Below are 25,263 nucleotides of genomic sequence, written 5' to 3' on the forward strand. Positions count from 1 at the left end.
CACGGTCAGTAGCGCCAACCGTCGCCGAAGGTGGGGATGCGGCGGGCCAAAATGTCCTCCACACAGGTAAGGGCGGCCCGGGCTGCTCGGTCGGTGCCGATGCCCCGGCTGCGGAAGGTCTCGCTGGCGAAGTACAGCCCGTCAACTGTGGGGGCCCGCCAATGGGGCCGGAACTTGCCCACCAGCATGGGTTTCTGGGCGACACCGAACGCCGGGTCGAAGGCCAGCAGCCGTCTCTTCCACACGTGCTTGGCCAGGCCGGGATACATCACGTACAGGCCCTGTTCGAGGCGGTCGTACATGTCTTCGATAAAGCGCCGGTCCCGCCCACGCGAGCCGGGGACTATGCCGCCGGTGCAGTACAGGTGGAGTCCGTCGGGAACGCCTGTCGGGTCCATCGCCGTCTGGTCATACATGTACCCCGGGGTGGGGCTGTGGGGGGTGGCGAGCCAGGTGGCCAGCTCCCGGGGGTCGAACATGGTCACCGGCTCTTCGGTGGCAAAATAGAGGTTGAGCATGGTCACCCGGTACTGGTCTTGGGCCAGGTAGCGGACCTGTTGGGTGTACCAGTCCGGCAGCTCCCACTCGGGCACCACGTTGAACACGTTCCACACCGGCAGGGTGGAGATGACCGCGTCGCACTCGATCACCTCGCCGATGTCCCAGTCGTTGGGCACGTTGGGGGTGTGGGGGATGGACACGCCGACCACTGACCCGTTCTCTATCAGCACCCGGCCGGCCGGGGTCTGCATTCGCAACTCGCCGCCGTGTTCGGTGAAGCCGTCGGCCAGGTCTTGCCACATGCCATCCCAGCCCTGGCCGGGCCAACAGGAATAGGCGGCCATGTGCCGTTCCTCGTAGTGCATCTTGCGCACCCACAGGTTGTCGCTGGCCGAGTGGTCGTACCATTCGTCGGTCATGCACTCCAGCACGGCAATGAACTCGTATAAGTCATATACGCCCTGGTCGGAGGTGTGCTGGGCCAGCCACTCCCGCATCGGGCGGTCGTCCCACTCCTCCAGCTCGTCCCATGAGGTTTCGGTTAGGGCCTTGATGACCTTCTTCACCTCGGTCTTGTCGGGGTAGCGGTCGCGGATCGACCCCCATTTGCGGGCGTCGTTGTCCCAAATCGGCATGTCATGGGAGACCTCGCCGTGGATCAGCTCTTTGCCGACGTGCTCGAATACCTTGGTCAACCCCGAGCCCGGGTCTTCGATCAGGTGGCCGCCCAGGTTGACCGTGAATCCCTCGTCCTCCACCGCCAGCGCCCGGCCTCCCAGGAATGGGGATCGCTCAACAATGGTCACCGAGCGGCCCTCGGCGGCCAGCAAGGCTCCAGCGCTCAGCCCTGCCGCGCCGGCGCCGATGACGACTACGTCGCGTTTGGTCATGGGGGGATACTAAGAGCGTGGGCCTATGGGCGGCACTTTATGAGGGCGGCCCCGCATGGTTGCCAGCGCTCAGGGCGCGGCAATATTGCTTAGGGCATCTACGGTGGCTTGCGGGCCGATGTCGTCGCCGATGTGGGCGCCGGTGAGCAGCACGATGGGAAGATCAGCTCCTGCGGCGCGGTAGGTGGCAATGCGGTCGGCCAGCATGTCTGGCCCGAGGGCGCATTGGGCCAATACAGCCTCATCGGGCACCAGCGACAATGCCTTGGCCCTGTCGCCGTCCTGCCAAGCCGCGGCAACCTCAGGCAGATTGTCGAAGGTTTCGACGAATGCGGGCTGATGGGTGGGGACCATGGCATAGGCCAGCACTTGGCGGCGCATCCGCTCGAGGGCCTGCTCGGGATCGGGACCGGCGTAGGCCCAAAACGACAACACAGTGGATACGTCCGCGGCGTCTCGCCCTGAATTGGCGGCCGCAGCCTCGACGATCTCTCGCTTGGGTGCGACTTCGGCTGGGGGACACCACGTCATGAACACTGCATCGGCGATCTCGCCGGCTAGGGCCAGCATCCGGGGGTTGATGGCGCCCAGCCAGATGGGCACATCTGCCGGGGGCAAATCAAGACGGAACCCCTTGGACCGGAATCTCGGCCCATCGTGGTTAAGCTTCTCGCCGGCCAGTGCGGCCCGAAGCAGGCTGGTGAACTCCCTCACCGTGGCCAAGGGCTGCTCGAAGTCTCCGCCGTGCCAGCGGCCCACCACGATGGGACTGCTGGCCCCGATGCCAGCCACTATCCGGCCGGGAGCCAGCGAGGCCAGGGTGGCGAAGCCCATGGCAGTGAGGGCGGGGGAGCGGGTGTAGGCGGCCACGATGCCCGAGCCCAGCCGGATGCGCTCGGTGCGGGCGGCCATGGCCCCCAGCGTGGCGAACACCTCGGGGCCGGCCACCTCGCCCACCAGGGCGGTGTCGATCCCTGCCTGCTCGGCATTTACTACTAGGTCGGTCAACCAGCCGATGGGGAGCCCGTCCTCCACCGGCATGGTGATGGCGACCGGGGATTTGGCCATGGCTATTTCAGGCCTAAAGGGTTCTGCCGGAAACTAGCGACTAGCCGACGAAGCGATCGCGGAGTTCTTCGGCCAAGGGCTGGTTCTCAGCGTTGTCGGGATGGGGGAGCCACTCCTCGCCCACCGACAGGTATCGAGTGGCGAGCTCAATTAACGGACCATGAGCCTTGTCGGGGGGGATGAAGTTCCACTTCAGCCAAGGCTGGGTGTCGGGGTTGCTGGGCTGTTTTAGAACCAAGGGAATATCGGCATCGCGCACTTCATCGATCATGGTGTCGAAGTCGTCGGAGCAGAAGGCAATGTGGTGTACGTACTCGCCTTTTTTGGCCAGCACCTTGTCAGGCCAGTGCCCAGGCTCCGACGGCGACCACAGTTGGATGGACACGCCGGTGGGGTCGGGGTTCTGGAAAGTGACCCAGCTCATGGGGGTGCCGTCCATGTCGTCGGCGCCCTCGCCCCGGGTGACCTTCATGGTGTGGCCGGGGGCCAACACTTCCAGGATCTGGTGCCAGTCGGCCTCGGCCTGGTCTAGGTCCTTCACCAGCAGTGAGATGTGGTCTATGTGGATGCCCATAGTCTTCGCTGTCTCCTCGGGGATCTGTCTTGGCTACGCAGCCAGGTTCTCGATGATGGTGGCGTTGGCCAGCCCGCCGCCCTCGCACATGGTCTGGAGGCCGTAACGGCCGCCGGAGCGCTCAAGTTCGTTGAGCAGGGTGGTCATGATCCTGGCGCCGCTGGCCCCCAGGGGATGGCCCAATGCGATGGCCCCGCCGTTCACGTTGACCTTGTCGATGTCCACGCCGGTGTCTTTGGCCCAGGCCAGCACCACCGAGGCGAAGGCCTCGTTGCACTCGAACAGGTCGATGTCGTCCAGTTCCATACCGGCGCGGTCGAGCACCTTGGCGGTGGCCGGGATGGGTCCGGTGAGGATGAGCACCGGGTCGCTGCCCACCACGGCCATGGTGTGGATTCGGGCCCGAGGGGTGAGACCGTGCTCAGATACCGCCTTCTCAGAGGCGATGAGCAGCGCGGCTGATCCGTCGGTGATCTGGCTGGAGTTGGCCGCGGTGAGCGGTCCGTGCTCGGAGAAGGGCCGCAGCTTGGCCATCTTCTCCATGGAGGTGTCGGGGCGGATGCCCTCGTCGCGGTCGCATTCGCCCACCGCCAGTACTTCACCCTCGAAGCGGCCCTCTTCCCATGCTCGGGCGGCGTTCTGGTGGCTGCGAAGGGCGAGGCCGTTCATGTCCTCCAGGGTGACGTCCCACCGCTCGGCGATCAGGTTGCCTCCCCGGAACTGGTGGACTTCCTCGTCGCCGAAGCGGTCGGCCCAACCGTCGCCGTCGAAGGGGTAGCGCATGCCCAGATCAGGCCCCACGTCGCCTTGGCTGTTGAGGGTGATGAGGCTCATCACCTCGACCCCGCCGGCCACTACCAGGTCTTGGGTACCCGACATGATGCCTTGGGCGGCGAAGTGCACCGCCTGCTGCGAGGACCCGCACTGGCGGTCGATGGTCACCGCCGGGACATGCTCAGGCAGCCCGGCTGACAGCCAGGCGTTGCGGGCCACGTTGAAGGCCTGGGCGCCGATTTGGCCCACACAGCCCATGATGCAGTCGTCCACCGCCCCGGGGTCCACCCCGGTGCGCTCGATCAGGCCGCTCAAGATGTTGGCGCCGAGGTCGGCCGGGTGCAGGTGGCTGAGCCCTCCGCCGTAGCGGCCCATGGGGGAGCGGACTGCGTCGATGATGTAGGCGTCGGCCATGTGCGTGCTTTCTGATTGTTGTTGCTGGTTCTTGTTGTTGGGCTGCGGTTTGTCGGCTCGGAGGCTTCAGCCCACCGCCCGTTCAGCAGCGGCCACCGTGTTGGCCATCAGCATGGTACGGGTCATCGGCCCCACCCCGCCGATTCGAGGCGAGAGCCAGCCCGCTACCTCGGCCACGTCGTCGTCCACATCCGACACCAGCTTGCCGTCGGCGAAACTCACTCCGGCAGCCACCACTGCCGCGCCGGGCTTCACCATGTCGGCCTTTACCATCCGGGGTGCCCCGGCGGCGGCGATCAATATGTCGGCCTTGCGGGTATAACGGGAGATGTCGCCCGCCCCGGTATGGACCACGGTGACCGCAGCATTGGCGTTGGGCCGCTTCAGCGACAACAGGTTGGCCAGCGGCCGGCCGATGGTCAGGCCTCGGCCGATGATCACCACATGCTGGCCGGCGATGGGAATGTCGTAGCGCTCGAGCATCAGCTGGATGCCCCTGGGTGTGCAGGCCAGCGGGGCTTCCACCCCCTGCACCAGTCGACCCAGGTTCACCGGATGGAGCCCGTCGGCATCTTTTTCCGGCAGCACCCGCAATAGCGCGGTCTCGTAGTCGAGGTCGCCAGGGAACGGGTACTGCATTATGTAGGCGTCCACCGCCGGGTCGGCGTTGAAGTCGTCCACCACCGCGTCGACCTCGTCTTGGGTCGCGTCAGCAGGCAGATGCACCTCCCGAGAGCCCATCCCCAGCTCCTCGCTGTCGCGGTGCTTCATGGCCACATAATTGGCTGAAGGCCCATCGTCGCCCACCAACAGCGTGCCCAGCCCCGGGGTCTTGCCCTTCTCGGCCAACGCGCCGATCCGCCCCCGCAGGCCGTCCTTTATTTCGGCTGACAGCATTTCGCCGTCCAGTTTGATAGCAGTCATCGTCCGGCATTCTCGCATATCGAGACTGCCTACAACGGCCTGCCTATTTGTATGAGCTAGAGAACTCGTTTGGGCTGTTCAACTCATCGGTATCTCTAAGGAATGGCACTGGCGTACATTGCGTACTTGCGGAACATCCGATCGCACAAATTGTGCAGAGGTTGCCCCTGTAGGGGCACGCACGACGCCATCCTTGGCCATTGCGGGATCCGCGGGGGCTTCAGCTGAAGATGGTGCTGACAGAGCAGGTGAAGCCGGGGAGGACTTCGTGGCCGCTGAGGGAGTCATTCTCGGTAAGGGACGTGGCGTCTTTGCCGGGGCGGTATACGTCGATGGTGCGGGTGTCGGGGTGGACTATCCAGACCTGTGGGGCTCCGTGGTCGAGCCACATTTGTGCTCGGTCGCGGGCCCAGCGGCGGCTGTCGCGAGGTGAGACGATCTCCACCACTAGGTCGGGGACGACTTCGGCGTAGCCGTCGATCTCCGCGTCCAGTGGGATCTTCTCTGCTGAGGTGAATGCCACGTCGGGTTCGCGCACGGTGTCGGGGTCGCGCTCCAGCCACACGCCCGAGTCGGAGGCAACCAGCGTCCCTAGTTTTCTGGGCCTTACAAAGTTGCCCAGCTCCATGACGATATTGACAGCGATCTTGCCGTGCCGGTGTCCTGATGCCATCGTCTCGTGGAGCACTCCCCGCACCAGTTCGCCGCGCACGCCCTGGGCGCTTAGCCGCAGCAGGTCGTCGGCGGTTAGCAGCCTCGTGTCGGCTAGTCCAGTCATTGCCTACACGTAGTTCCAGCCGAAGCGGCCTTTGATGCAGAGGTTGCCTTGGGTTACGTCGTGGTCGTCGGGGGAGGTGCATTTGACGATTTGGTTGTCTTGTACGTGGAGTTCGAGGTTGCAGCCGACGCCGCAGTAGGAGCAGACGGTTTGGGTGACGGTCTGGTCTTCGGGGCGCCAGTCGTCGGCTTGGCGTAGGTCGAACTCGGTCTTGAACTGAAGGGCGTTGGTGGGGCATACGGCCACGCAGTTGCCGCAGTACACGCAGGCGGAGTCGGGCAGGGTTACGTCGAACTCGGTGGAGATGCGGGCGCCGAAGCCCCGGCCGGCCACCGAGATGGCGTAGGTGTGCTGGGCGTCGTCGCCGCAGGCCTCCACGCATCGGTAGCACAGCACGCACTTGTCGTAGTCGCGGATGTAGAGGTTGTCTTGCACCCGAACGGGCTCGTCCATGGTCTCGCCGCCGGGGACGTAGCGGTCGGGGTCGGCTCCGTAGTGCTTGGCCCATTGGCCCATCTCATCGGCCTGGGTTAGGTCGACCCCGGTGGCCAGAAACTCCAGCACCATCTTGCGGCTGTGGCGGACCCGCTCGCTGTCGGTGTGCACCACCATGCCCTCCTCGGCGGGGCGGGAACAGGAGGGGACAAGGGCCCGGCTGCCGTCGAGTTCCACCACACACACCCGGCACACGTTCACCGGGGTGAGGGTGGGGCCGTAGCAGATGGTGGGGGTGTCCACCCCGGCGGCATTGCAGGCATCCAGGATGGTGGCCCCCTCGGGCACGGCGACCTCTTGGTCGTCGACCCGAATGGTGACCGCGGTCTCGGTGGCCACGCCGCTCACGGGCTATTTCCTATCAGGCCCAGCGCCAGAGCGGAGCGAACCGCGGAGGCCGCGGTGTGGCCCAGGCCGCAGATGGAGGCATCGACCATGGCCAGAGCCATGTCGTCGATGAGCTCGGCGCGCTGGGGGGCCAGCGGCTGGCCGGAGCTTTGCAACTCCACCAGCACCTCGTGTTGGCGCTGGGTGCCCACCCGGCAGGGCACGCACTGGCCACACGACTCGTCTCGGAAGAACTCGGCGATGCGAACCACCACCGCCTGCATGTCGACGGTGTCGTCGAACGCGGTCACAACCCCAGACCCTAGGGTGGCACCTGCCTCCCGGGCGTCCTCCAGGGTGAGGGGCATGTCGAGAGCGTCGGAGCCGACGAACACTCCGGCAGCACCGCCCAGCAACACAGCAGCAAGGGCGCCCACCGGCCCGCCAGCCAATGCCAGCAACTCGCCCAGCGTGGTGCCGAACGGCACCTCATAAAGGCCCGGCACGGCCACCCGGCCCGACAGGCAGAACAGCCGGGTGCCAGGGGAGCGCTCGGTACCAACTGAGCGGTAGGCCTCGGGGCCGTCGGTCACGATGTCGAGAACGTTGATGAGGGTCTCGGGGTTGTTGATGGCGGTGGGCTGGGAGAACAGGCCGTGGGTGGTGGGGAAGGGGGGCTTGTTGCGGGGCTCGCCCCGGAAGCCCTCGATGGAGTTGAACAGGGCGGTCTCCTCGCCACAGATATAGGCACCCGCCCCGCGTCGCACCTCAATGTCGAAGCGCAGTCCGCTGCCCGCTACGTCATCGCCCAACAATCCGGCGGCCCGAGCTTGGGCGATGGCACCCTTCAAGCGGGCGGTGGCTCGGGGGTACTCGCCTCGGATGTAGATCCAGCCGTGGGGCGATCCGGTGGCCAAACCGGCAATGGTCATCGACTCGATTAGGGCAAACGGGTCGCGCTCGCACACGATGCGGTCTTTGAAGGTGCCGGGTTCTGATTCGTCGCAGTTGGCCACCACGTGCTTGTCGGGTCCGGGCTCTTGGGCCACGGCCCGCCATTTGATCCCGGTGGGGAAGGCCGCCCCGCCCCGGCCTGAAAGGCCTGACTCCGACACCGCATCGATGACTGCCTCCGGCCCCATATCGACGGCCTGGGCCAGGGCCCGATAGCCGCCGTGTTGCCGGTACGAGTCCAGGGAAGTGGGATCGACTTCGCCCACCCGACGCAGCACCCGCAGACCAGTGTCGCCAGCTTGGGGCAGGCGGAAATCCTCTTCATCGTCGGCAGGTACTCGATCCGGTCGCCCCACTCCCTGAATGAACAGCGCCGGCGCCCGTTCGCATTGCCCCAGACAGGGGCTGGCGTGGACTCTGGCCCCGCTGGCCTCCAACGAAGCCCGCAGATCGTCGTTTCCAGCCAGGGCACACGAGGGATCGACGCACACATGTACGACGTCATCGCGGTGCCCAAGATCAGTGGTACGAAGCAGCTCATAAAACGTAGCCACGCCGTAGGCTTCGGCAGGCGGCACACCCAGCCGCTCTGCCGCGCAATTCAATCCGCCAGGGCTGATCCAGCCGATCTCGTGTTGGAGCGAGTGCAGCACCGGCAGCAGCAGATGGCGAAGTCCATGGCGCCGAGAGCGGCCCCCGCGCACCAAGCGCTCGGTCTCGGCCACGGTGGCGGCATCCGCTGGGGCTAATACAGCATCGACGGCGGCCCTCTCGGCATCGGTGGGCTGGTCGTCGCCGAAGTGCAGGTCAGCCAACGGATGCCCCCGCGGTCTCGATGGCATCGACCAGCTCAACCCTCACCGCCGCCGCTTTGAACTCGGCGGTGCCGGACTTGGGATCCCAGTCGGGGTTGGTGAGCACGTTCACGTCGATCAGCTCAGGATGGTGCATGGTGGTGAAGGCCAGGCCCGGGGGCAGGCTCAAAGCCAGCCGGGCGTTCATCTCCACTGAACCGCGAGGTGAGGACACCCGCACCCGATCTCCTTCGGCAATGCCCAGTGCAGCCGCATCAGCCGGATTCAGATCAAGCCCAGCAAACCGCAGCGGCGAATCATAGTTCCCGCTCTGCACCCCGGTGTTGTACGAGTCCAGCGCCCGTCCCGTGGTGAGCCGCAGCGGGAACTCCTCGCTGAGCTCCTCGGTCGGTCCCTCGTGCTCCAGCGCCGAGAAGGGGGCCGGGTCGTGGCCCTCCAAATCATCTGCCCACAGCCACCCGTGGAGCAAGGGGCTTCCGGGATGGTCCTCATCGGGACACGGCCATTGCAGCCCGCCGGCAGCCTCCAGGCGCTCCCATGCCATCCCCCTGTGCATGGCTGACAACCCGCGCAGTTCGTCCCACGCGGCCTTCGGGTCGCGGGGGCCGAGCTCGGCGCCCATGGCCTCGGCCACATCACACAGGATGTCGATGTCGTGGCGGGCCTGTCCGGGTGGGGACACCGCAGGGCGCACTCGCTGGACCCGGCGCTCGCTGGAGGTGACGGTGCCGTTGCTCTCGGCCCAAGCCACCGACGCGGGAAGCACGACGTCAGCCATCTCTGCGGTGCGGGTCATCAAGATGTCCTGCACCACCAGAATGTCGAGGCCCTCGAGCTGGGCTCGGGCGTGGATCACGTCGGCCTCAGAGTCAGCCGGGTTTTCGCCGATCACATACAGCGCCCGCAGATCGCCCTGCTCCATGGCCTCGAACATGAGGGTGAGGTGCCAGCCGGGCACCGGGTTGAGCTCTCGGCCGTAGGCGGCCTCGAAGCGAGCTCGGTGGTCGGGGTCGTCCACGCTGGCGAAGCCGGGGAACTTGTTGGGGATAGCTCCCATGTCGCCGCCGCCCTGCACGTTGTTCTGGCCCCGCAGCGGAACGAGGCCCGAGCCCCACCGCCCCACATGGCCGGTGAGCAGGGCCAGGTTGCACAGCGACAGCACGTTGTCCACCGCGTTGTGGTGCTCGGTGATGCCCAGGGTCCACAGAATCTGTGCGGTGTCAGCGGTGGCGTAGGCGTGGGCCATTTCCACCACAGCCTCGGCGGGGATACCGCAGATGGCGGCCACTGCCTCGGGAGTGAACGGCTCCACCGAGGCGGCGTAGGCCTCAAATCCCTGGGTGGAGTGGTCGATGAAGTCCTGGTCGGCCAGCCCGGCGTGGATGATCTCGCGTCCGATGCCGTTGGCCAGGGCGATGTCGGTGCCTACGTCGATGCCCACCCACACATCGGCGAAGCGGGCCGAGGATGTGTAACGGGGGTCCACGCAGTACATGCGGGCACCGTTGTCGAGGCCCTTCAGCAGGTGGTGGAAGAAGATGGGATGGGCCTCGCGGGCGTTGGAGCCCCACAGCAGGATCACGTCGGTTTCCTCGATCTCCTGATAGGAGCTAGTGCCCCCTCCCGCTCCGAACACTGTCGCCAGACCGACGACCGAAGGAGCGTGTCAAGTTCGGTTGCAGGAGTCGATGTTGTTGGAGCCCACCACAGTGCGGATGAACTTCTGGGCGATGTAGTTCATCTCGTTGGTGGCCTTCGAGCAACTGAACATCCCGAACGCCTGCGGCCCATGCTGGTCGAGCACCTGGTTGAACCCGGCCGCGGCCCGGCCCAGGGCCTCGTCCCACGTCGCTTCCCGCAGGCTCCCGTCGTCCCGCACCATCGGCACGGTCAAACGCTCCCGCCTCGCCATGTACACCCCCTTAACCCAGGGTCGCTCCCTGGGGCTGGGCCATCCTACTGGCCCGACGTTGAAGTGTCTTTCACTCGTTCCTGACCGCGTTGGGTGCCGAGCAAAATCTGCAAGTCAGCTCAGGCCGACGATCTCGCCGTTCTCGTCGAGGTCGATGCCCATAGCGGCGGGTTGGCGACCGAGGCCGGGCATGGTGCGCATGTCGCCGCATATGGGGTAGACGAACCCGGCGCCCACTGAGGCCCGCACCTCCCGCACTGGCAGGGTCCAGCCGGTGGGGGCGCCCTTGAGAGAGGGGTCTGACGAGATGGACAGGTGGGTTTTGGCTATGCACACTGGGAGGTGGCCGAAACCGGCGGCCTCATAGGTGTTGAGCTGGCGGTTGGCGGTGGCCGAATACTCCACGTCGTCGGCGCCGTACACGGTGGTGGCCACCGCGGCGATCTTGTCTTTGAGCGACAAGTCGTCCTCGTACAGAACCTTGAACGAGCTGGGCTCCTCGCAGGCCTCGGCCACTGCCTCGGCCAGCTCGGCTGCCCCCGCGCCGCCGTCGGAGAAGTGGGTGGTGATCGCGCAGCGGGCGCCGTACTCGTCGGCAATCTCGGCGATGGCGGCCAAATCGGCGTCGTGGTCGCCGGGGAAGGCGTTGATGGCCACTACCGGGGTTACCCCGTGGGCCTTCATATTGGAGAGCTGCTTGCGCAAGTTGTCGCCCCCGGCATGCACCTCATCGGGGTTCTCGGCCAGCAGCGCCTCGGGAAGGGGTCGCCCGGCCACGATCCGGTGGTTGCCGGAGTGGGCCTTGAGCCCCCGCACGGTGGCCACCATCACCGCGGCGTCGGGATCGATACCCGAGTAGCGGCACTTGATGTTGAAGAAACGCTCGGCGCCCATGTCGGCGCCGAACCCGGCCTCGGTTACGAGAAAATCGCCGGTTCGGATGGCGATGCGGTCGGCCACGATGGAGGAGTTGCCGGTGGCGATGTTGCCGAACGGCCCGGTGTGCACCAGCGCGGGACCGCCCTCGAGGGTCTGCATCAGGTTGGGCTTGAGAGCGTCCTTCAACAGCACGGCCATGGCCCCGGCGGCCTTCAGGTCTTCAGCGGTTACTGGGTCGCCGTCTTTGGTGTAGCCCACCACGATCCGTCCCAGCCGGGCCCGCAGGTCCGATAGCGACGTGGCCAGGGCCAGGGTGGCCATCACCTCGGAGGCGGCGGTGATGTCGAATCCGCTCTCCCGGGGGACGCCGTCGAGCCGTCCGCCCAGGCCCACAACGATGTTGCGCAAGGCTCGGTCGTTGATGTCCACCACCCGGCGCCAGGTGATGTTGTGCAGATCTAGGCCCGACTCGTTGCCGTGAAAGATGTGGGCGTCGAGCATGGCCGAACACATGTTGTGGGCTGCGGTCACCGCGTGCATATCGCCGGTGAGATGCAGGTTGAACAGCTCCATGGGCACCACCTGGCTGTAACCTCCGCCAGCCGCGCCGCCCTTGATGCCGAACGTCGGGCCCAGTGAGGGCTGGCGGATGGCAATGGTGGCCTTCTTGTTGATGTGGCCGAACCCTTGGCCCAACCCCACCGTGGTCGTGGTCTTGCCCTCGCCCAGCGGCGTGGGTGTGATGGCGGTTACCACCACATAGCGGGCTCTGGGTCGGTCGGCCAGCGCCTCGATGGCGTCCAGGCTGATCTTGGCCGCCCCCGCCCCGTAGGGCTCCAGCATCTCGGTTGGAATGCCGGCTTCCTCGGCGATCTCATTAAGCGGTCGCAGATTCGCCCCGCGGGCGATCTCAAGATCGGATGGAAAAGTCATGGACCCGCCTCTTGTGCTTGTCGCGTGTTTTCAACCCCGCCAGCGTATGCGCAATCGAGCGGCAATGAGAGGCGATGTCTGAAATCGGCCCTCATTTGAGATCACGCGGCCAACATCGCCGTTGACCGGTTATCCGATTGAGCCAGAGACTCACCACTAGGGCACCCGGGCGATAAACCAGCCTTGCGAGGGAAGCGGATGTTGCGACCACCGCTCCACTAGGGCAAGCACGAACCCGTCCCCTACTGCGAGCTGTATCAATGCCTCGTTGGCCTCAGATGGAGGATCGATCCGAAATGCGTCAGCGGGAGATTGCCACCCCCACTCGACACCGTCGGCCGACCACCCCAGCCATTGTTTCTCTTCAAAGCCGTCAACTGCCAGCCCGGTAATGGCCCACAAGGGGAATGCGGGCAATAGTTCCTCGCGAGTAAACGAAACCAGTTCGCCACCGGTTTGCGGATCATCGAACACGAGGACTACCGCGTCCATTTCAGCGTTGTCAGTCGTCGGATACCGGAACTCGCAAACATCCTCAGCGAAGGCCTCTAACCAAGCCCAAAGAACCTCCCGCCCGCACTCGTAGAGCGCGGCGCCGGTCTCCAGGTGCCAGAGGGAGAAGCCTCCCTCTGGCACGTTGAGCCGCAGTTCGTACCCATCTTTGGCAATTCGCTGGTCGGGGAGGCTGAAGAGCTCGGTTCCGGGGATGGTCATCGCATTGACGGCGAGCCCCGATGGCCCAGCGGCCACCTGGAATGGGAGCGAGTTGTCGAAGGCAACCTCCATTTTCAGAGTCCCCTTTCGATCGATTCGGTGCAGACCGTACCTGGTGCCCAACCAGGATGTCCTCCACAACGATCCGTCGGGACCAGGCGCAGTTGGGGCAAAGGGGTCGGCAGTCTTGCTCTCGTTCCAAATGCGGCCATCAGGGGAAGTAAGTGTCGATAGCTGAGGAGGCCCCTGTTCGTTTTCGGTTTCGCCCCCGGCATATAGCTGGAACGTGAAACCGGCAGGAGTGCTGACGCTGCCCGCGATGACGCCGCGTAAGATCCAGCCGTCGTATTCGGCAACCTGTTGGAATGCCCCGCCTTCGCTGGCCATGATCCAGGATTTGGGAATCTCCCCGCCCTCTTCGTCGCCTTGGAGAACTATCACCATGTGCTCCTTTGAGGTCAACGCCACTGAGATAAAGAAGGGGAATTGCTCGTAGGTGGACGGCATTTCGGTCGAAGTTGTGGAGAAGTCGAACTCCGCTTCGGTCCAACTTGCCCCCCGGTCATCGGAGAAGAATGCCCGAAAACTGGGGAGAATCTGTCCGCTGCCGTCTTCTGCCCCTTCTGCTACAGGGCGGGTTTCCCCGGTGGAGTCGTATCCCGCAACCAGCCAGCGGTCACCCGACAAGTCGTAGGAGGTCGGCGAGATCTCGGTCGGCATCGGCACCTCAGACCAGTCAAGGCCGTTCTCGGTGACCAAGAATCGGTACCTAGAGTCGGCCCCACCGGTGTCGTAGCCGAATGTTCGGACCAGAACGCGCCCATCACCGAAGGGCTCAAGCATGACCAATGAATCGGAGTCGTCCACATCCGGGTCGAACTCGGTCCATTCAAGCACTGGTCCGGTGGAGGGGTGCGCTGGCCCGGCAACGTGAACTTTTTCAACCGACTCGTCGCCGTCAAACAGTTGCCAAGCGCCGTTACCGCCGATGAGCACGGCAACTGCCGCAGCGGCGGCTATAGCCCATCGGCGACTACGGCAAACCTCGGCCTGGTCTTCAGTTTCCTGCTCATCTGAAGACGCTTCCACAACGCGACCCTAACGGTCATACGATGACATGGGTGGTCGGCCCCTTAGAATCTGGCGGCAGATTTCTCGTCTTGACGGAGCAGCACAATGACCGACTTCTTTGACACCGTTCCCGAGCCGGTGGCCTTTGCCGGGAATAGGGCAGAACTCGGCCAGCTTGCCTATCGGGTTTACAACCCCGAAAGGCAGGTGCTGGGGAAGCGCATGGAGGACCACCTTCGGATAGCGGTGTGCTACTGGCACAGCTTCAATTGGCCGGGCAGCGACATCTTCGGCGTAGGCACCTTCGACCGGCCCTGGCTGGCGCCCGGCCAAGACCCAATGGCCGCTGCTCGGGCCAAACAGGATGCCGCATTCGAGTTCTTCGAGAAGCTGGGTACGCCCTTCTACTGCTTCCACGACGTGGACATGGCCCCAGAAGGCGACAGTCTGGCCGCGAGCCGGGCCAACCTCGACGCCATGGTGGAAAGGGCCGGAGCCAAGATGGATGCCACCGGGGTACGGCTTTTGTGGGGCACCGCCAACCTGTTCAGCCATCCACGCTATGCCGCGGGGGCGGCTACCAACCCTGACCCGGAGGTGTTTGTCCACGCCGCGGCCCAGGTTCGCCACATGCTCGAGGCCACCCACCGGCTTGACGGGGCCAACTACGTGCTGTGGGGTGGGCGCGAGGGCTATGAGACGCTGCTCAACACCCGCCTGCGCCAAGAGGCCGACCAGCTCGCCCGCTTCTTAACCCTGGTGGCCGAGCACAAACACAAGATCGGCTTCGCCGGCACTCTGCTGCTCGAACCCAAGCCCCAAGAGCCCACCAAGCACCAATACGACTACGACTGCGCCTCGGTCCACGGTTTCTTGGAGCGCTACGACCTGGTGGACGAGTTCAAAGTGAACATCGAGGTCAATCACGCCACCTTGTCGGGCCACTCTTTCCACCACGAGGTGGCCTATGCGGTGGAAAACGGCATCTTCGGCAGCGTGGACGCCAACCGGGGCGACCCGCAAAACGGGTGGGACACCGATCAGTTCCCCAACTCGGTGGACGAGCTGTCGCTGGCCCTCTACGAGATCGTGGGGGGCGGGGGGTTCACAACCGGCGGGTTCAACTTCGACACCAAGCTTCGGCGCCAGAGCATGGCCCGAGACGACCTTTTCTGGGGCCATGTCGGGGGCATCGACACGCTGGCCCGCTCCCTGCTGGTGGCCGAGGCCATGGTGGCCGACGGAACCATCGAACAGGCCCGGGACCAGCGCTATGCCCGGTGGGAGTCGGGCGTGGGAGTCGACATCATGAAGGGCGACGTGGACTTGGCGGCCCTGGCCGACCAAGCAGTGGCCGACGGGCTCAGCCCCCAGCCGGTGTCGGGACGCCAAGAGCGCCTGGAGAATGAGGTCAACCGCATCATCTGGACCACGCCGAGCTGATGGAGCTGGTGGCGGGGGTGGACTCGTCCACCCAGTCGACCAAAGTCGAGCTGCGAGCGCGCGACTCGGGGCGGTTGGCGGCTAGGGCCAGTGCTCCCCACGCCCACACCCGCTGGGACCCGCCGGTGAGTGAGCAGGACCCGGAGACATGGTGGGCTGCGCTGGTTGACTGCTTCGCCCAGTTCACTGAGGCCGACCGGGCCCGCGTGGTTGCCATTAGCGTGGCCGGCCAGCAGCACGGCCTGGTGCTGCTGCACGACGACGGTGAGGTGTTGCGCCCGGCCAAGCTGTGGAACGACACCACATCTGCGCCCCAAGCTCGCGACCTGGTAGCCCGCTTGAGCCCGCAGGGATGGGCGCAGCGCTGCGGTTCGGTGCCGCTGGCGTCGTTCACCATTGCCAAGCTGGCGTGGGTGTTCGAACACGAATCCCAACTGGCCGACCGCATCGCCCGGATCATGCTGCCCCACGACTGGCTCACCTGGCGGCTCTCCGGTGCCCATGTCACCGACCGGGGCGACGCTTCGGGCACCGGCTGGTTCGATCCCGCCGCCAATGAGACAGCGGTCGACTTGCTCGGACTGGTGGTCGATGACCCAGCCGCCTGGCTGTCCCGGCTCCCCCAAGTGCTCGGGCCCGGCGAGGCCGTTGGGCAGATCACCGCGGATGCTGTCTCCGCTCTGGGAATGGGGGATGCAGTGCTCGTCGGCCCCGGCACCGGCGACAACATGGGCGCGGCTCTCGGCCTCGGGCTAAAGCCGGGCGACTCGGTGATCTCGCTGGGCACTTCCGGTACGGCCTATTCGGTCTCTCGCACCCCGACCAGCGACCCAACCGGCGCGGTGGCCGGGTTCGCCGACGCCACCGGAGCGTTTCTGCCTCTGGTGTGTACCCTCAACGCCACCCGGGTCACCGACACTGTGGCCCGTTGGATGGGGGTCGACCCGGCAGGACTAGCCGAGTTGGCGCTGGCTGCTGTCGAGGGGTCGCCCACACCGGTATTGGTGCCCTATTTCGACGGGGAGCGCACCCCGGATTTGCCGGAAGCAACCGGAACCATCGCCGGTCTGCGGACCGACACTTCCCGCGAGCAGCTAGCCCTGGCCGCCCACGACGGAGTGTTGTGCGGCCTGTTCGATGGCCTAGACGCCCTGCGGGCCGCTGGAGTGGATACCAGCGGCCGCCTGCACCTCATCGGCGGTGGTGCTCGCTCGGCCGCATACCGGATTCGGGCTGCGGCCCTACACGGCGAAGCGATCATCGTGCCCGACGACGATGAAACGGTGGCCCTGGGGGCGGCGGTCCAAGCCGCCGCGGTGTCAGCCGGGCGCCGCCCCGCTGAGGTGGCATACGACTGGGCGCTCGGCCAGGGTGCCATTGTCGAGCCCCCCGCTGGGATCGACGGCCGGGAAGTCCGGGCCCGCTACGCCGAGCCGCGGATGGAATTGTCTATGCCCGGCACTGAGTGAGCCAGCGACGCTGTGGGAGAGTTAGAGCATGTCCAGTGACCAAATGATGCGCGACATGATGGCCAATCTGCCGGTCCCGGAATTCGAGTCCACGCCTTGGGCATCGCCCCCGCCGCTGTCCGAGGCAACGGTGGCCATCGTGACCAGCGCCGGACTGCACCGGGACGACCAAGAGAAGTTCTCGCCCGCCGATGTCAGCTACCGGATGCTCGACCGGGGCGACCGGGAGCTGATCTTGGGTCATTGGAGCTCGAACTTCGACCGGGCTGCGTATGTGTCAGACCACAACGTGGTGTATCCCATCGACCGCCTGGAGGAATTGGCCTCCGCCGGCACCATAGGGGCCGTGGCGCCCCGTCATGTTGCGTTCGCCGGCAACCAGCCCGACACGGTGTCGGAGGTGCGTCTCGACACCGGTCCCGCCGCGGCCGCCGAGCTGCGGGCCGACGGGGTGGACGTGGCCATCTTGACGCCGGTTTGACCGCTGTGCACGCGCACCGTGTGTGCGCTGGCCCACGTTCTGGAAGGGGCCGGGATCGCCACCGTGGTGTTGGCCTCGATGAAGCCGGTGGCCGAGAGGATGAACGTTCCCCGGGTGCTGTACTGCGAGTTCCCCTTGGGGCGCCCGTTGGGCATGCCTGACAACGCCCAATTCCAGCACGGGGTGCTCGCCGCGGCATTCGACTTGCTCAACGCGCCGTCGGGTCCGGTGCTGGTGGACTATCCCGAAGTGGTGGAAGCAGTGGAGACACCGCTGGCCTGCGCCCTGCCGCCTCGCTACGACCCCGATATCGCACCGTCAATAGACGAGGCCCAGGGTCTGAGGGCGGCATACGACCGGGCGGTGGCCCGACGGGGAGCCACCGAGGTGGGCCGGGCCATCGACGCTGACGGTGTGGCCGGGGCGCTGGCCGACCTGGAGCGGGTGGCTGCCGGTGAGCCCTGGAAAGAGGTGTACGGCCCCCGGCTGGACACCATCGCCATCGCCCACGACATCCGGGCCTACTACCAAGAGGCCGCCCTGGAGTTGGCCGACGGCCCGCCTCCGGGCGCCCGACAAGCGGAGGCCTGGTTCTACGAGCAGACCGAGGCGGGCAGGACCCTGGCCGCGGCCCGTGACGCCCTCACCGAGCAAGAGGCACCCAGCGGCATCACGTTTTACATGCAGCCCGTGGGGCGCTGAGTTCGGGGATTAGGGGAGCGGTTAGGCCACCGCAGGCAGGGGATCGCCGATTCGGGCGAAGGAGTCGGCTGCGGTCTCACCCATAAACGCGGCCCGCACCTCGCCGTTCAGCTCGTCAAGGGCGGGGCGATACAGCTCGATGGGATCGGCGTTGCCCTCCTGATGGGGGAAGTCGGAGGAGAACACCACCATGTCGGGCAACTCGGCCAGCACGTCGAGGGCGTCGGAGTCGCCGAAGCCGGGCAGGGGAGTGAGCCGCAGGTTGCGGTGCAGCATCTCCTCGCCGCTTACCGGCCACGGCCAGTCGCCCAAAGAGGGCGACGAAAGACACTGGCGAGACAGTGTGGCCACATACCAGGGGAGCCATCCGGCCCGCATCTCCTCAATCAGCACGGTGAGGTTGGGGAACCGGTGGAACACCCCGCCAAACAGCAGACTGGCCACCAGGTTCTGAGCTGCGTGCAAACGCTGGGTGTTGGCCAACCGGATCAGCCCGCCCACACCGGCCCCATCGGGCAGGTCCCAGCCGATGTCGGCCCACTTCGAGAAGTCGGCCTCGGTGTTGCCCACATGGATCACCGCCACCATGCCCAGAGAGGTGGCCGCAGCCCACACCTGGTCCCAATCGGGGTGGCCGGGTGGCCCACCGGCGGGTGCCCCCCGCAAGGTGTAGAGGAAGAACGCCCGGGCGCCTCGTTCCCGGCAGCGCTCCAATTCGGCTACTGCGGCGTCCAGGTCGGAGAAGTCGACGGTGGCCACCGAATGGAGGCGGTTCTGCTGATCCCAGAGCTGTTCGGTGAGGAAGTCGTTGCACCGCTGGGCGGCAACCGCGCGATCCGCAGGTCGCAGATAGTCGAGCTTCTGCCAATAGCCGCCGGGATTCACCAGACAGTGATCGATTCCCACCGAGTCCATCCACGCCACCCGCTCCGCCGCGGTGGAGTCGTGGCGTGGGTGCAATATCACCGGCCCACCTGATTCCTTGGCCCGCTCGAACAGCTTGGGTAATAGGTCCGCCGGACTGGGCCGGCGCCCCGAGGGCAGCACCTGGAGCAAGTCCCCGGCGATGGCATTGGCCAGATGGGTCCGGTTGTCGGGAATCTGATCTGCCCACGGCTTCATCGGGTCAACCCCCGCCGAGTCCCCCGTGATCTCCCAGTGGGTGTCCACATCGATGATCATGCGCCGAGTCTAAGTGGCTGCTGGCAACCCCGCTGTCAGCCCACTTTGGCGATGAACCAGCGCGGGGGCGAGGGGGAGATCGGACCAGAGAGGTAGGCAGAGGTTGAATCGGGCTGGCCGACGCCGGCCTCGAGGTCGGCGTCAAACTCGGCCTCAGGGAATTCGAAGGTCTGAACCTGGGCGAGCACGAAATCGGAGCCAACGGCCACTTGCACTTCGGCGAAGGAGTTTTCGTCTTGGGTGGGCTCGGGAAGGCCGAAAGCCTCCTGAAGGGTCTGCCACTCCCAGTCGCTGCCATCCACTGACCAGCCGATCAAGTACTCGTAGGGATCGTATTCGCTGTAGGCAGCTGATTCCGCCTCCATGACCGCAGATGCCAATTCTTCACCAGAAAAAGTCACGAGTTCGACTCCGGTTTCAGGGTCTAGGAAAACCACCAGTATGGAGCCGTCTTCGTCTTCTACTTCCGACACTCCCCGGAACTCCCCCTCACTTTGGAGAGTCTCCGCGTCGAAGACATGTACCGCAGAGTCATTCTCAAGACTCCACAGTGTGATACCGCCTACGGGCTGGTTGTACCGAAGTTCGTAGCCGTCTTTTTCAAAGACAATATCGGGCAGGGCGAAATACCCATCAGCCTCGTCGTTAGACGTTGCCGGCCCTCCCACCGCGGCAACGCCGGCTGGTCCGACGGCAAGATCGGGCATCCACCCGATGCCGTAGGGCAACGTCAGAACTTGGTCCCAGCCGTAGACGCCCTCGAAGCGCTCTACTCTGAATTTCCCGTCGGTCTCATCGGTGGTCCAGAGTTCGCTCCGAGCGCTATCGGTGATCTCGGCATCGACCGATGTGGTGGTCCATTGACGGCCGTTTGGGGAATACAGCAATTGGTCACCCTCAGGGCCGTACAAGATCAGGTGGAAACCATCAGACGCTCCATAGCCACCGGAAGAAGCCCAACCCGGAAATTCGGCTACCAACTCGGGTGGCCCACCGTTGCTCAAGAAGAGGTGGACACGCTCCTCACTCGGTTCGTAGGCCATTTCAACATCAAGTGCTTGGTCAATATCAGGCTGCCAGGCATCGCTCTGGGCCACCACCACGATGCGTTCCCCGGCCACAATGGCGTCGGCTGTCCAAGCCGTGCCACCGAGTGTGTCCAAGTCGACCACCAATTCAGCCCAACTCGCTCCTTGGTCGTCGGAGAACAGAATCTGAGTGCTCGGAGCTTCGACGGTTGAGTCCCATCCCTGGATCAACCAGCGGTCGCCGATGATGTCGACTTCCCAAGGCAGGAAACCAGCGGGAACTGGGATTGGTGCCCAATCTGTGCTGTTCTCAGTGACCAATATCTTGTCTATGCCGCGGTCGATGAAGCTCATGGCCAGCACTCGCCCGTCTCCTACCGATTCGAGGCTGATGGTCGAGTGCTCATCTGCACCTAGGGCGTCGGCGATATCGACTTCGGTCCAAACCAGCCCAGGGGTATCAGGAGACTCGGCAGGTGTGACTTCCGGTGCGACCGTGGGCTCTGGTGGCTGGGGAACTCCCTCGGGTGTCGCGACCTGCGGAGTCGGAGAGTCCACAGTGTCCGGGGAATCGCTTGACACGGTCACCTCGGTGCCGCCTGATGGGGAGCAGGCCGCGGCCGTGCCTATTGCCAAGGCGATTGCGGCAGCCAGCAGAGCCGCTGGTCGTTTCACCAGAATGTCGGTCAGCTCACCTTGGCGATGAACCAGCGTGGGGGTTGGGGAGAAAACCCCATGCTGGTCGACTGGCCGTCTTCACCAGGCGGTGTGTCGGAGTATTCGGCAGGGTAGGTTCGGACGTCATCGGTTCCGAATGTCTGAACCCGGGCGATCACGAAGTCGCCGCCGACGGCCACAGTGACCCCGGCAAGGGCGCTCTCCATCTCGGTCAGGCCGGTGAGGCCGAAGGCACCGGGAATGGTCTGCCATTCCCAGTCGCTGCCGGCAGCCGACCAGCCCACTTCAGGTCCCGGCCGCTCAAATCGGTCGGCCTTGTCGGTAGCGAGGCTGGTGAAAGCAGTCATTATCTGCAATAACAGCTCCTCGCGGCTGAATGCCACGAGATCGTGACCGGTGTCGGGGTCTTCAAAAACCAGCAGGTCTAGGCCGTCGGGGCCGTTGTCGCCGACTTCGACCTCCCGGACGCCTTCGGGCACTGGCGTCCCCTCATCGAAATCGCCGAGGTCGAATATGTAGACCGCGGCGTCTTGGGACAAGTCCCACAGAGTGATACCCCCCTCAGGCTCGTTGTACCGCAGCTCGTAGCCTTCTTTTTCGATCCGCAATTCGGTGGGGAGCTGGGATCCGAAGGGCGTTCCCGGCTGGGCTACGACGGCTACGCCAGCGGGGCCGACGGATAGGTCGTTAATCCAGCTGATGCCGTCGGGGAGCGCGACTACTGGGGCCAGACCGTAGACGCCGGGGAAGCGCTCGATCCGCGAATCGCCATCGGTCGGGCCGGTGGTCCAGATCGTGGCCATGTTACCCGCGCTGAATGTGAAGCCCTCGATGTCCCCGTAGCCGATGGAATCCTCGCTCCACTGGCGGCCATCGGGCGAGAACAGTCGAATATTCTCTTCCTCGCTGAAAAGGGTTAAGTGAAAGCCATCGGCGGTGGCATAGCCGGTCGTATTCCAGCTCGGATACTCAGCTACCAGATCAGCAGGGCCACCGTCGCTGAAGAAGATTCCGAGGCGGAGAAAGACCACGTTGTCGGGGCGAGAGGGTTGGTCTTGCGCCTCGGCGGCGGTCGCCGAGGGACACCTGGCGGCCACCACCATGCGCTCTCCGGATGCCATGGCGGCGATCACCCCCGAAATGCCGTCGGGGGCATCATCGGAGCTGAAGGCCAACTCGGTCCAGGTGGCCCCTTGGTCGTCGGAGAAGAAGACTTTATCGGAGGGGATGCCGACAGGCTCAGCGTCGTTCGGGCTCAGGATCGGTCCAGTGATCAGCCAACGGTTGCCGGCGATGTCGAGGTGCCGGGGAATGATGTTGTCAGCCGGCAGGGGCAGCTCCGCCCAGTCCCTGCCGTTCTCGGTAACCATGACCCGATTGTCGCTGGGGCCGAAAGTCGAAAAGAGCACCCGGCCGTCGCCAACCGACTCGATCGTGTTGAGTTCACCCAAGATTGGGCCGAAAGCCTCATCAGGGTCGAATTCAGTCCACTCGAGCACCGTTCCGGTGGATTTTTCCTCCGGGGTGAAAGCGGCAGCGTCGCTGGGTTCTTCCGGTTCGGGTGACGGGGTGGGCTCAGTTGGCGTCACTGCTTCGATCGTGGCAGCAGGGGAGGGTGCCGGGTCGCTGGAAACGACAACCTCGGCGGGTCCCGACGAACCGCACGCCGTGATTCCGAAACCCGTTATGGCAGTCAGAGCAGCAATGGCAGCAACTGTTAGCAGGCAACTTCGGGGCAACATCACGACTCCTGACCCGATGGGTAGTGCTCCACCGTTGTACTCACTCTACGGAGGCGATGAACCAGCGCGGGGTGTGGGGAGTCAGCTCGGTGGCGTAATCGCCGTCCTGACCACTTCCCCCGTCGGTGGATTCGACTTCGTAGATTTGAACTCGGGCGATCACGAAGCCTTCACCGACGGCCAGATCGACCTCGGTGAACTCTTTCTGCTCTTCGGTTAGGTCGGAGAGGCCAAAGGCGGCAGAGATTGGTTGCCAACCCCACTCGTCACCGTCGTCCGACCAGCCCACCCGCTGCTCGGGGGTCCCGCCCGTCGGAGCGGAATAAGCGCCAGCCATCACTGACACCAGTTCTTCCCGAGTGAAGGTCACCAGCTCGGCACCGGTGTCGAGGTCGGTGAACACGAGCAGATCGGGGCCATCTTCACTGCCTTCGACAAGCTGGAATCCCGGGGGCGGGTTTTCCCCTGAGTGGATGACGGGGTCGAGCACATAGACAGCGGCACCAGCCGTCAAGTCCCACAGCGTGAGGCCGCCCACCGGCTCGTAATAGCGCAGCTCGTATCCGTCCTTGGCCAGCCGCATCTGGGGGATGCTGTCCAAATTGGGAAGGCTTCCTGCCTCGCCCAAAGCGGCTATGCCCGCAGGCCCAACCGCCATCTGACCCACCCAGCGGATGCCAGCGGGGAACTTGGCGACCAGCGCAGGAGCGTAGACCCCCTCGGAGCGCTCGACCCGGTAGCCGCTGCCCGTCTGGCTCGCAGTCCAGATCGTTTGCTGGTGCGATCCGGAGTATGTGTAAGAGCCCCCAACAGGGATGCCGTCGCCATCGAGCAGCGGTGACCGGCGCCACTGGCGCCCGTCGGGCGAGGTGAGGAGCCACTCTCCATCGGAGTCGGTCAGCCAGAGGCGGAAGCCGTCGTCAGCGCCGTATCCTGCCGCGCCCCAGCCCGGGTATTCGGCTACCAGTTCGGCGGGGCCCCCATCGCTGAAGTAGATGCGGACATGACTCCGGATACCTCCGTATAGCAAATCCTCCTCTTCAGGAGTCAGCTCGAACGACTCGGGGGCCGACGATTCGTCACGGGTGAAGCTAACGGTGTCGCCCTCCACGCTGGTCCATCCCCGGATCGACTCCTTGTCGGGGACCAGGCCGCGAGCAATGATTACCGAGGCCACGTCGGGGAGGTTGCGGCTGATGACCGCTACCACCATGTTCTCGCCGGATACCAACGCCGCAGCCACTGACGCTGTCTGGTACCCGCCTTCGGAATCAAGCGGAACCCCCAAGTCGGTCCAGGTGATGCCTTGATCATCGGAGAAGAATGCCTGGCTGATGGATTCACCCATCATGGTTATGGGGACTTCGGTGACGAGCCAGCGGTCGCCGGTGATGTCGATGTACTCGGCTTGGAAGTCCGGCGGCATCGGCACCACGGTCCAATCCGAGCCGTTGGAAGAGACCAACACTTGGTGGGCGTCGGAGTTGCCGGCGTGCACCAGCACCCGGCCATCACCCACCGACTCAGGGCTGTCGAGGTAGGACAGATCAGCGCCGAACACAGAGGCCGGGTCGAACTCCGTCCACTCCAGCATCGGTCCGGAGGGCAGACCCTCCGGCGTGCCCAGCTCGCCGCGGTCAACAGAAGCTTCCGAGAGCGCATCCGAGGGGCCGTCGATCGGGGCTGCGGTCGATGCTGGGTCGGGAGTGGTGGCGGGTTCGTCGACCACGATGACCTCGGTGGGCTGGTCGCCATCCAGGGCGTTCCAAGCGGCGATTCCGCCCGCCACCATGGCCAGCGACGCCGCCACGCCCACCACTGCCCGGCGGGTGTTGCGGGCCTTGGCCCGGGCGGCGGCCCGCTCGGCGATGTGCGCCACCGGCGGCGGGAATGCCGGGGTGTCCACTCGTTCGCGGATGGCCGAGCCCAAGGCTTCGCCGAGGGCCTGGTCGTCGGTCTCAGGCAGATTTTCAGGGGTGCGGGGCTCGTTGCTCATTGCTCGACCACCTTTCGCAGTTCGGCCAATCCTCGGGAGGTGGCGCTTTTCACCGTGCCGGGCCGTATTCCGATGGCCTGGGCGATTTCTTTTTCGGTCATGTCGGCGTAGAACTTCAGGACAAGGACGGTTTTCTGACGATGTGAGAGTTTGTTGAGGGCATCAACCAGGAAGTCCTGTTCCTGTGGTTGGGGGGCAAGGAAGGGCCGAAGGCCGATGCGCCGTCTCACCTCGCGCTTGCGCAGTTCGCTGCGAGAACCGTTCACCACCGCAGTGCGCAGATAGCCCCCCGGCTGGTCGAGGCGGCTCCAGCGCTCGAAAACTTTGGCGAAGGCGTCTTGAACGATCTCCTCGGCTACCTCCCGGCCGTCCACCAAGCCCCGGGCCAGCCGGACCATCGGCTCGTATTCGGCCCGGTACAACTCATCGAAGCTGGCCAGCGAGATGGCTTCATCCGCTGGCGCGGCTTCCGCAGAAACCGACAGCTCGCCTTCGGGGAATTCTGCAACCATCCAAGAG

At 65.1% G+C, this 25,263-nt stretch carries 20 protein-coding genes; 4 read left to right on the forward strand and 16 right to left on the reverse strand.

Annotation, left to right across the window (positions count from 1 at the left end; genetic code table 11):
• Positions 1–5: 5 nt before the first annotated feature.
• The 11 genes from ACOOGG_RS04975 to ACOOGG_RS05025 form a co-directional block, all read right to left on the reverse strand.
• The gene (locus tag ACOOGG_RS04975; RefSeq protein ID WP_420432898.1) at positions 6–1,391 is read right to left on the reverse strand and encodes a phytoene desaturase family protein; all 1,386 of its coding nucleotides are present in this window, start codon (positions 1,389–1,391) and stop codon (positions 6–8) included.
• Between the two features lie 69 nt (positions 1,392–1,460).
• A complete protein-coding gene (locus ACOOGG_RS04980) occupies positions 1,461–2,459 on the reverse strand; it encodes an LLM class flavin-dependent oxidoreductase (RefSeq protein WP_420432900.1) in 999 nt (332 codons plus the stop codon).
• 40 nt (positions 2,460–2,499) lie between these two features.
• A complete protein-coding gene (locus ACOOGG_RS04985) occupies positions 2,500–3,033 on the reverse strand; it encodes a VOC family protein (RefSeq protein ID WP_420432902.1) in 534 nt (177 codons plus the stop codon).
• Positions 3,034–3,066: 33 nt separating this feature from the next.
• On the reverse strand, positions 3,067–4,221 hold the full coding sequence (locus ACOOGG_RS04990; protein ID WP_420432904.1) for an acetyl-CoA C-acetyltransferase: 1,155 nt from the start codon (positions 4,219–4,221) through the stop codon (positions 3,067–3,069).
• Between the two features lie 66 nt (positions 4,222–4,287).
• On the reverse strand, positions 4,288–5,145 hold the full coding sequence (locus tag ACOOGG_RS04995; RefSeq protein WP_420432906.1) for a bifunctional 5,10-methylenetetrahydrofolate dehydrogenase/5,10-methenyltetrahydrofolate cyclohydrolase: 858 nt from the start codon (positions 5,143–5,145) through the stop codon (positions 4,288–4,290).
• A 220-nt stretch (positions 5,146–5,365) separates the two neighbouring features.
• A complete protein-coding gene (locus tag ACOOGG_RS05000; protein ID WP_420432908.1) occupies positions 5,366–5,923 on the reverse strand; it encodes a Uma2 family endonuclease in 558 nt (185 codons plus the stop codon).
• A 3-nt stretch (positions 5,924–5,926) separates the two neighbouring features.
• Entirely contained in the window at positions 5,927–6,766 is an 840-nt protein-coding gene (locus ACOOGG_RS05005) for a 2Fe-2S iron-sulfur cluster-binding protein (protein WP_420432910.1), read from the reverse strand.
• On the reverse strand, positions 6,763–8,514 hold the full coding sequence (locus tag ACOOGG_RS05010) for an NAD(P)H-dependent oxidoreductase subunit E (RefSeq protein ID WP_420432912.1): 1,752 nt from the start codon (positions 8,512–8,514) through the stop codon (positions 6,763–6,765). The genes ACOOGG_RS05005 and ACOOGG_RS05010 overlap by 4 nt, the downstream gene beginning before the upstream one ends.
• Entirely contained in the window at positions 8,507–10,426 is a 1,920-nt protein-coding gene (locus ACOOGG_RS05015) for a molybdopterin oxidoreductase family protein (RefSeq protein ID WP_420432914.1), read from the reverse strand. The genes ACOOGG_RS05010 and ACOOGG_RS05015 overlap by 8 nt, the downstream gene beginning before the upstream one ends.
• A 114-nt stretch (positions 10,427–10,540) precedes the next feature.
• A complete protein-coding gene (locus ACOOGG_RS05020; RefSeq protein ID WP_420432916.1) occupies positions 10,541–12,238 on the reverse strand; it encodes a formate--tetrahydrofolate ligase in 1,698 nt (565 codons plus the stop codon).
• A 156-nt stretch (positions 12,239–12,394) separates the two neighbouring features.
• Positions 12,395–14,041, reverse strand: coding sequence for a hypothetical protein (locus tag ACOOGG_RS05025; protein ID WP_420432918.1), 1,647 nt, complete (start codon positions 14,039–14,041; stop codon positions 12,395–12,397).
• Positions 14,042–14,128: 87 nt separating this feature from the next.
• Between ACOOGG_RS05025 and xylA the strand changes: the two genes are divergently transcribed.
• Genes xylA through ACOOGG_RS05045 form a run of 4 tightly spaced genes read left to right on the forward strand, consistent with a single transcriptional unit; the run spans position 14,129 to position 18,118 of the window.
• A complete protein-coding gene (xylA, locus tag ACOOGG_RS05030) occupies positions 14,129–15,466 on the forward strand; it encodes a xylose isomerase (RefSeq protein WP_420432920.1) in 1,338 nt (445 codons plus the stop codon).
• Positions 15,466–16,935 (forward strand): xylulokinase, encoded by a 1,470-nt coding sequence (gene xylB / locus ACOOGG_RS05035; RefSeq protein WP_420432922.1) that lies wholly within the window; start codon positions 15,466–15,468, stop codon positions 16,933–16,935. Before xylA ends, xylB begins: the two co-directional genes overlap by 1 nt.
• Before the next feature lie 28 nt (positions 16,936–16,963).
• Complete coding sequence (locus ACOOGG_RS05040; protein WP_420432924.1) at positions 16,964–17,416, forward strand: glycine/sarcosine/betaine reductase selenoprotein B family protein; 453 nt, start codon at positions 16,964–16,966, stop codon at positions 17,414–17,416.
• Positions 17,417–17,434: 18 nt separating this feature from the next.
• A complete protein-coding gene (locus tag ACOOGG_RS05045; RefSeq protein ID WP_420432926.1) occupies positions 17,435–18,118 on the forward strand; it encodes a hypothetical protein in 684 nt (227 codons plus the stop codon).
• A 21-nt stretch (positions 18,119–18,139) separates the two neighbouring features.
• Here ACOOGG_RS05045 and ACOOGG_RS05050 read toward each other — a convergent pair whose 3' ends face one another.
• From ACOOGG_RS05050 to ACOOGG_RS05070, 5 genes are all read right to left on the reverse strand, one after another.
• Positions 18,140–19,300 carry an amidohydrolase family protein gene (locus ACOOGG_RS05050; RefSeq protein WP_420432928.1) on the reverse strand — a complete coding sequence of 387 codons (1,161 nt, stop codon included), beginning with the start codon at positions 19,298–19,300 and terminating at the stop codon, positions 18,140–18,142.
• Between the two features lie 35 nt (positions 19,301–19,335).
• A complete protein-coding gene (locus ACOOGG_RS05055) occupies positions 19,336–21,003 on the reverse strand; it encodes a hypothetical protein (protein ID WP_420432930.1) in 1,668 nt (555 codons plus the stop codon).
• A gap of 11 nt (positions 21,004–21,014) precedes the next feature.
• Positions 21,015–22,595 carry a hypothetical protein gene (locus ACOOGG_RS05060; RefSeq protein WP_420432932.1) on the reverse strand — a complete coding sequence of 527 codons (1,581 nt, stop codon included), beginning with the start codon at positions 22,593–22,595 and terminating at the stop codon, positions 21,015–21,017.
• Positions 22,596–22,788: 193 nt separating this feature from the next.
• Positions 22,789–24,744 carry a hypothetical protein gene (locus ACOOGG_RS05065; RefSeq protein WP_420432934.1) on the reverse strand — a complete coding sequence of 652 codons (1,956 nt, stop codon included), beginning with the start codon at positions 24,742–24,744 and terminating at the stop codon, positions 22,789–22,791.
• A complete protein-coding gene (locus ACOOGG_RS05070; protein ID WP_420432936.1) occupies positions 24,741–25,256 on the reverse strand; it encodes a SigE family RNA polymerase sigma factor in 516 nt (171 codons plus the stop codon). The genes ACOOGG_RS05065 and ACOOGG_RS05070 overlap by 4 nt, the downstream gene beginning before the upstream one ends.
• Positions 25,257–25,263: the final 7 nt, after the last annotated feature.

Source organism: Candidatus Poriferisocius sp., assembly GCF_965214065.1.
Classification (GTDB): domain Bacteria; phylum Actinomycetota; class Acidimicrobiia; order Acidimicrobiales; family Bin134; genus Poriferisocius.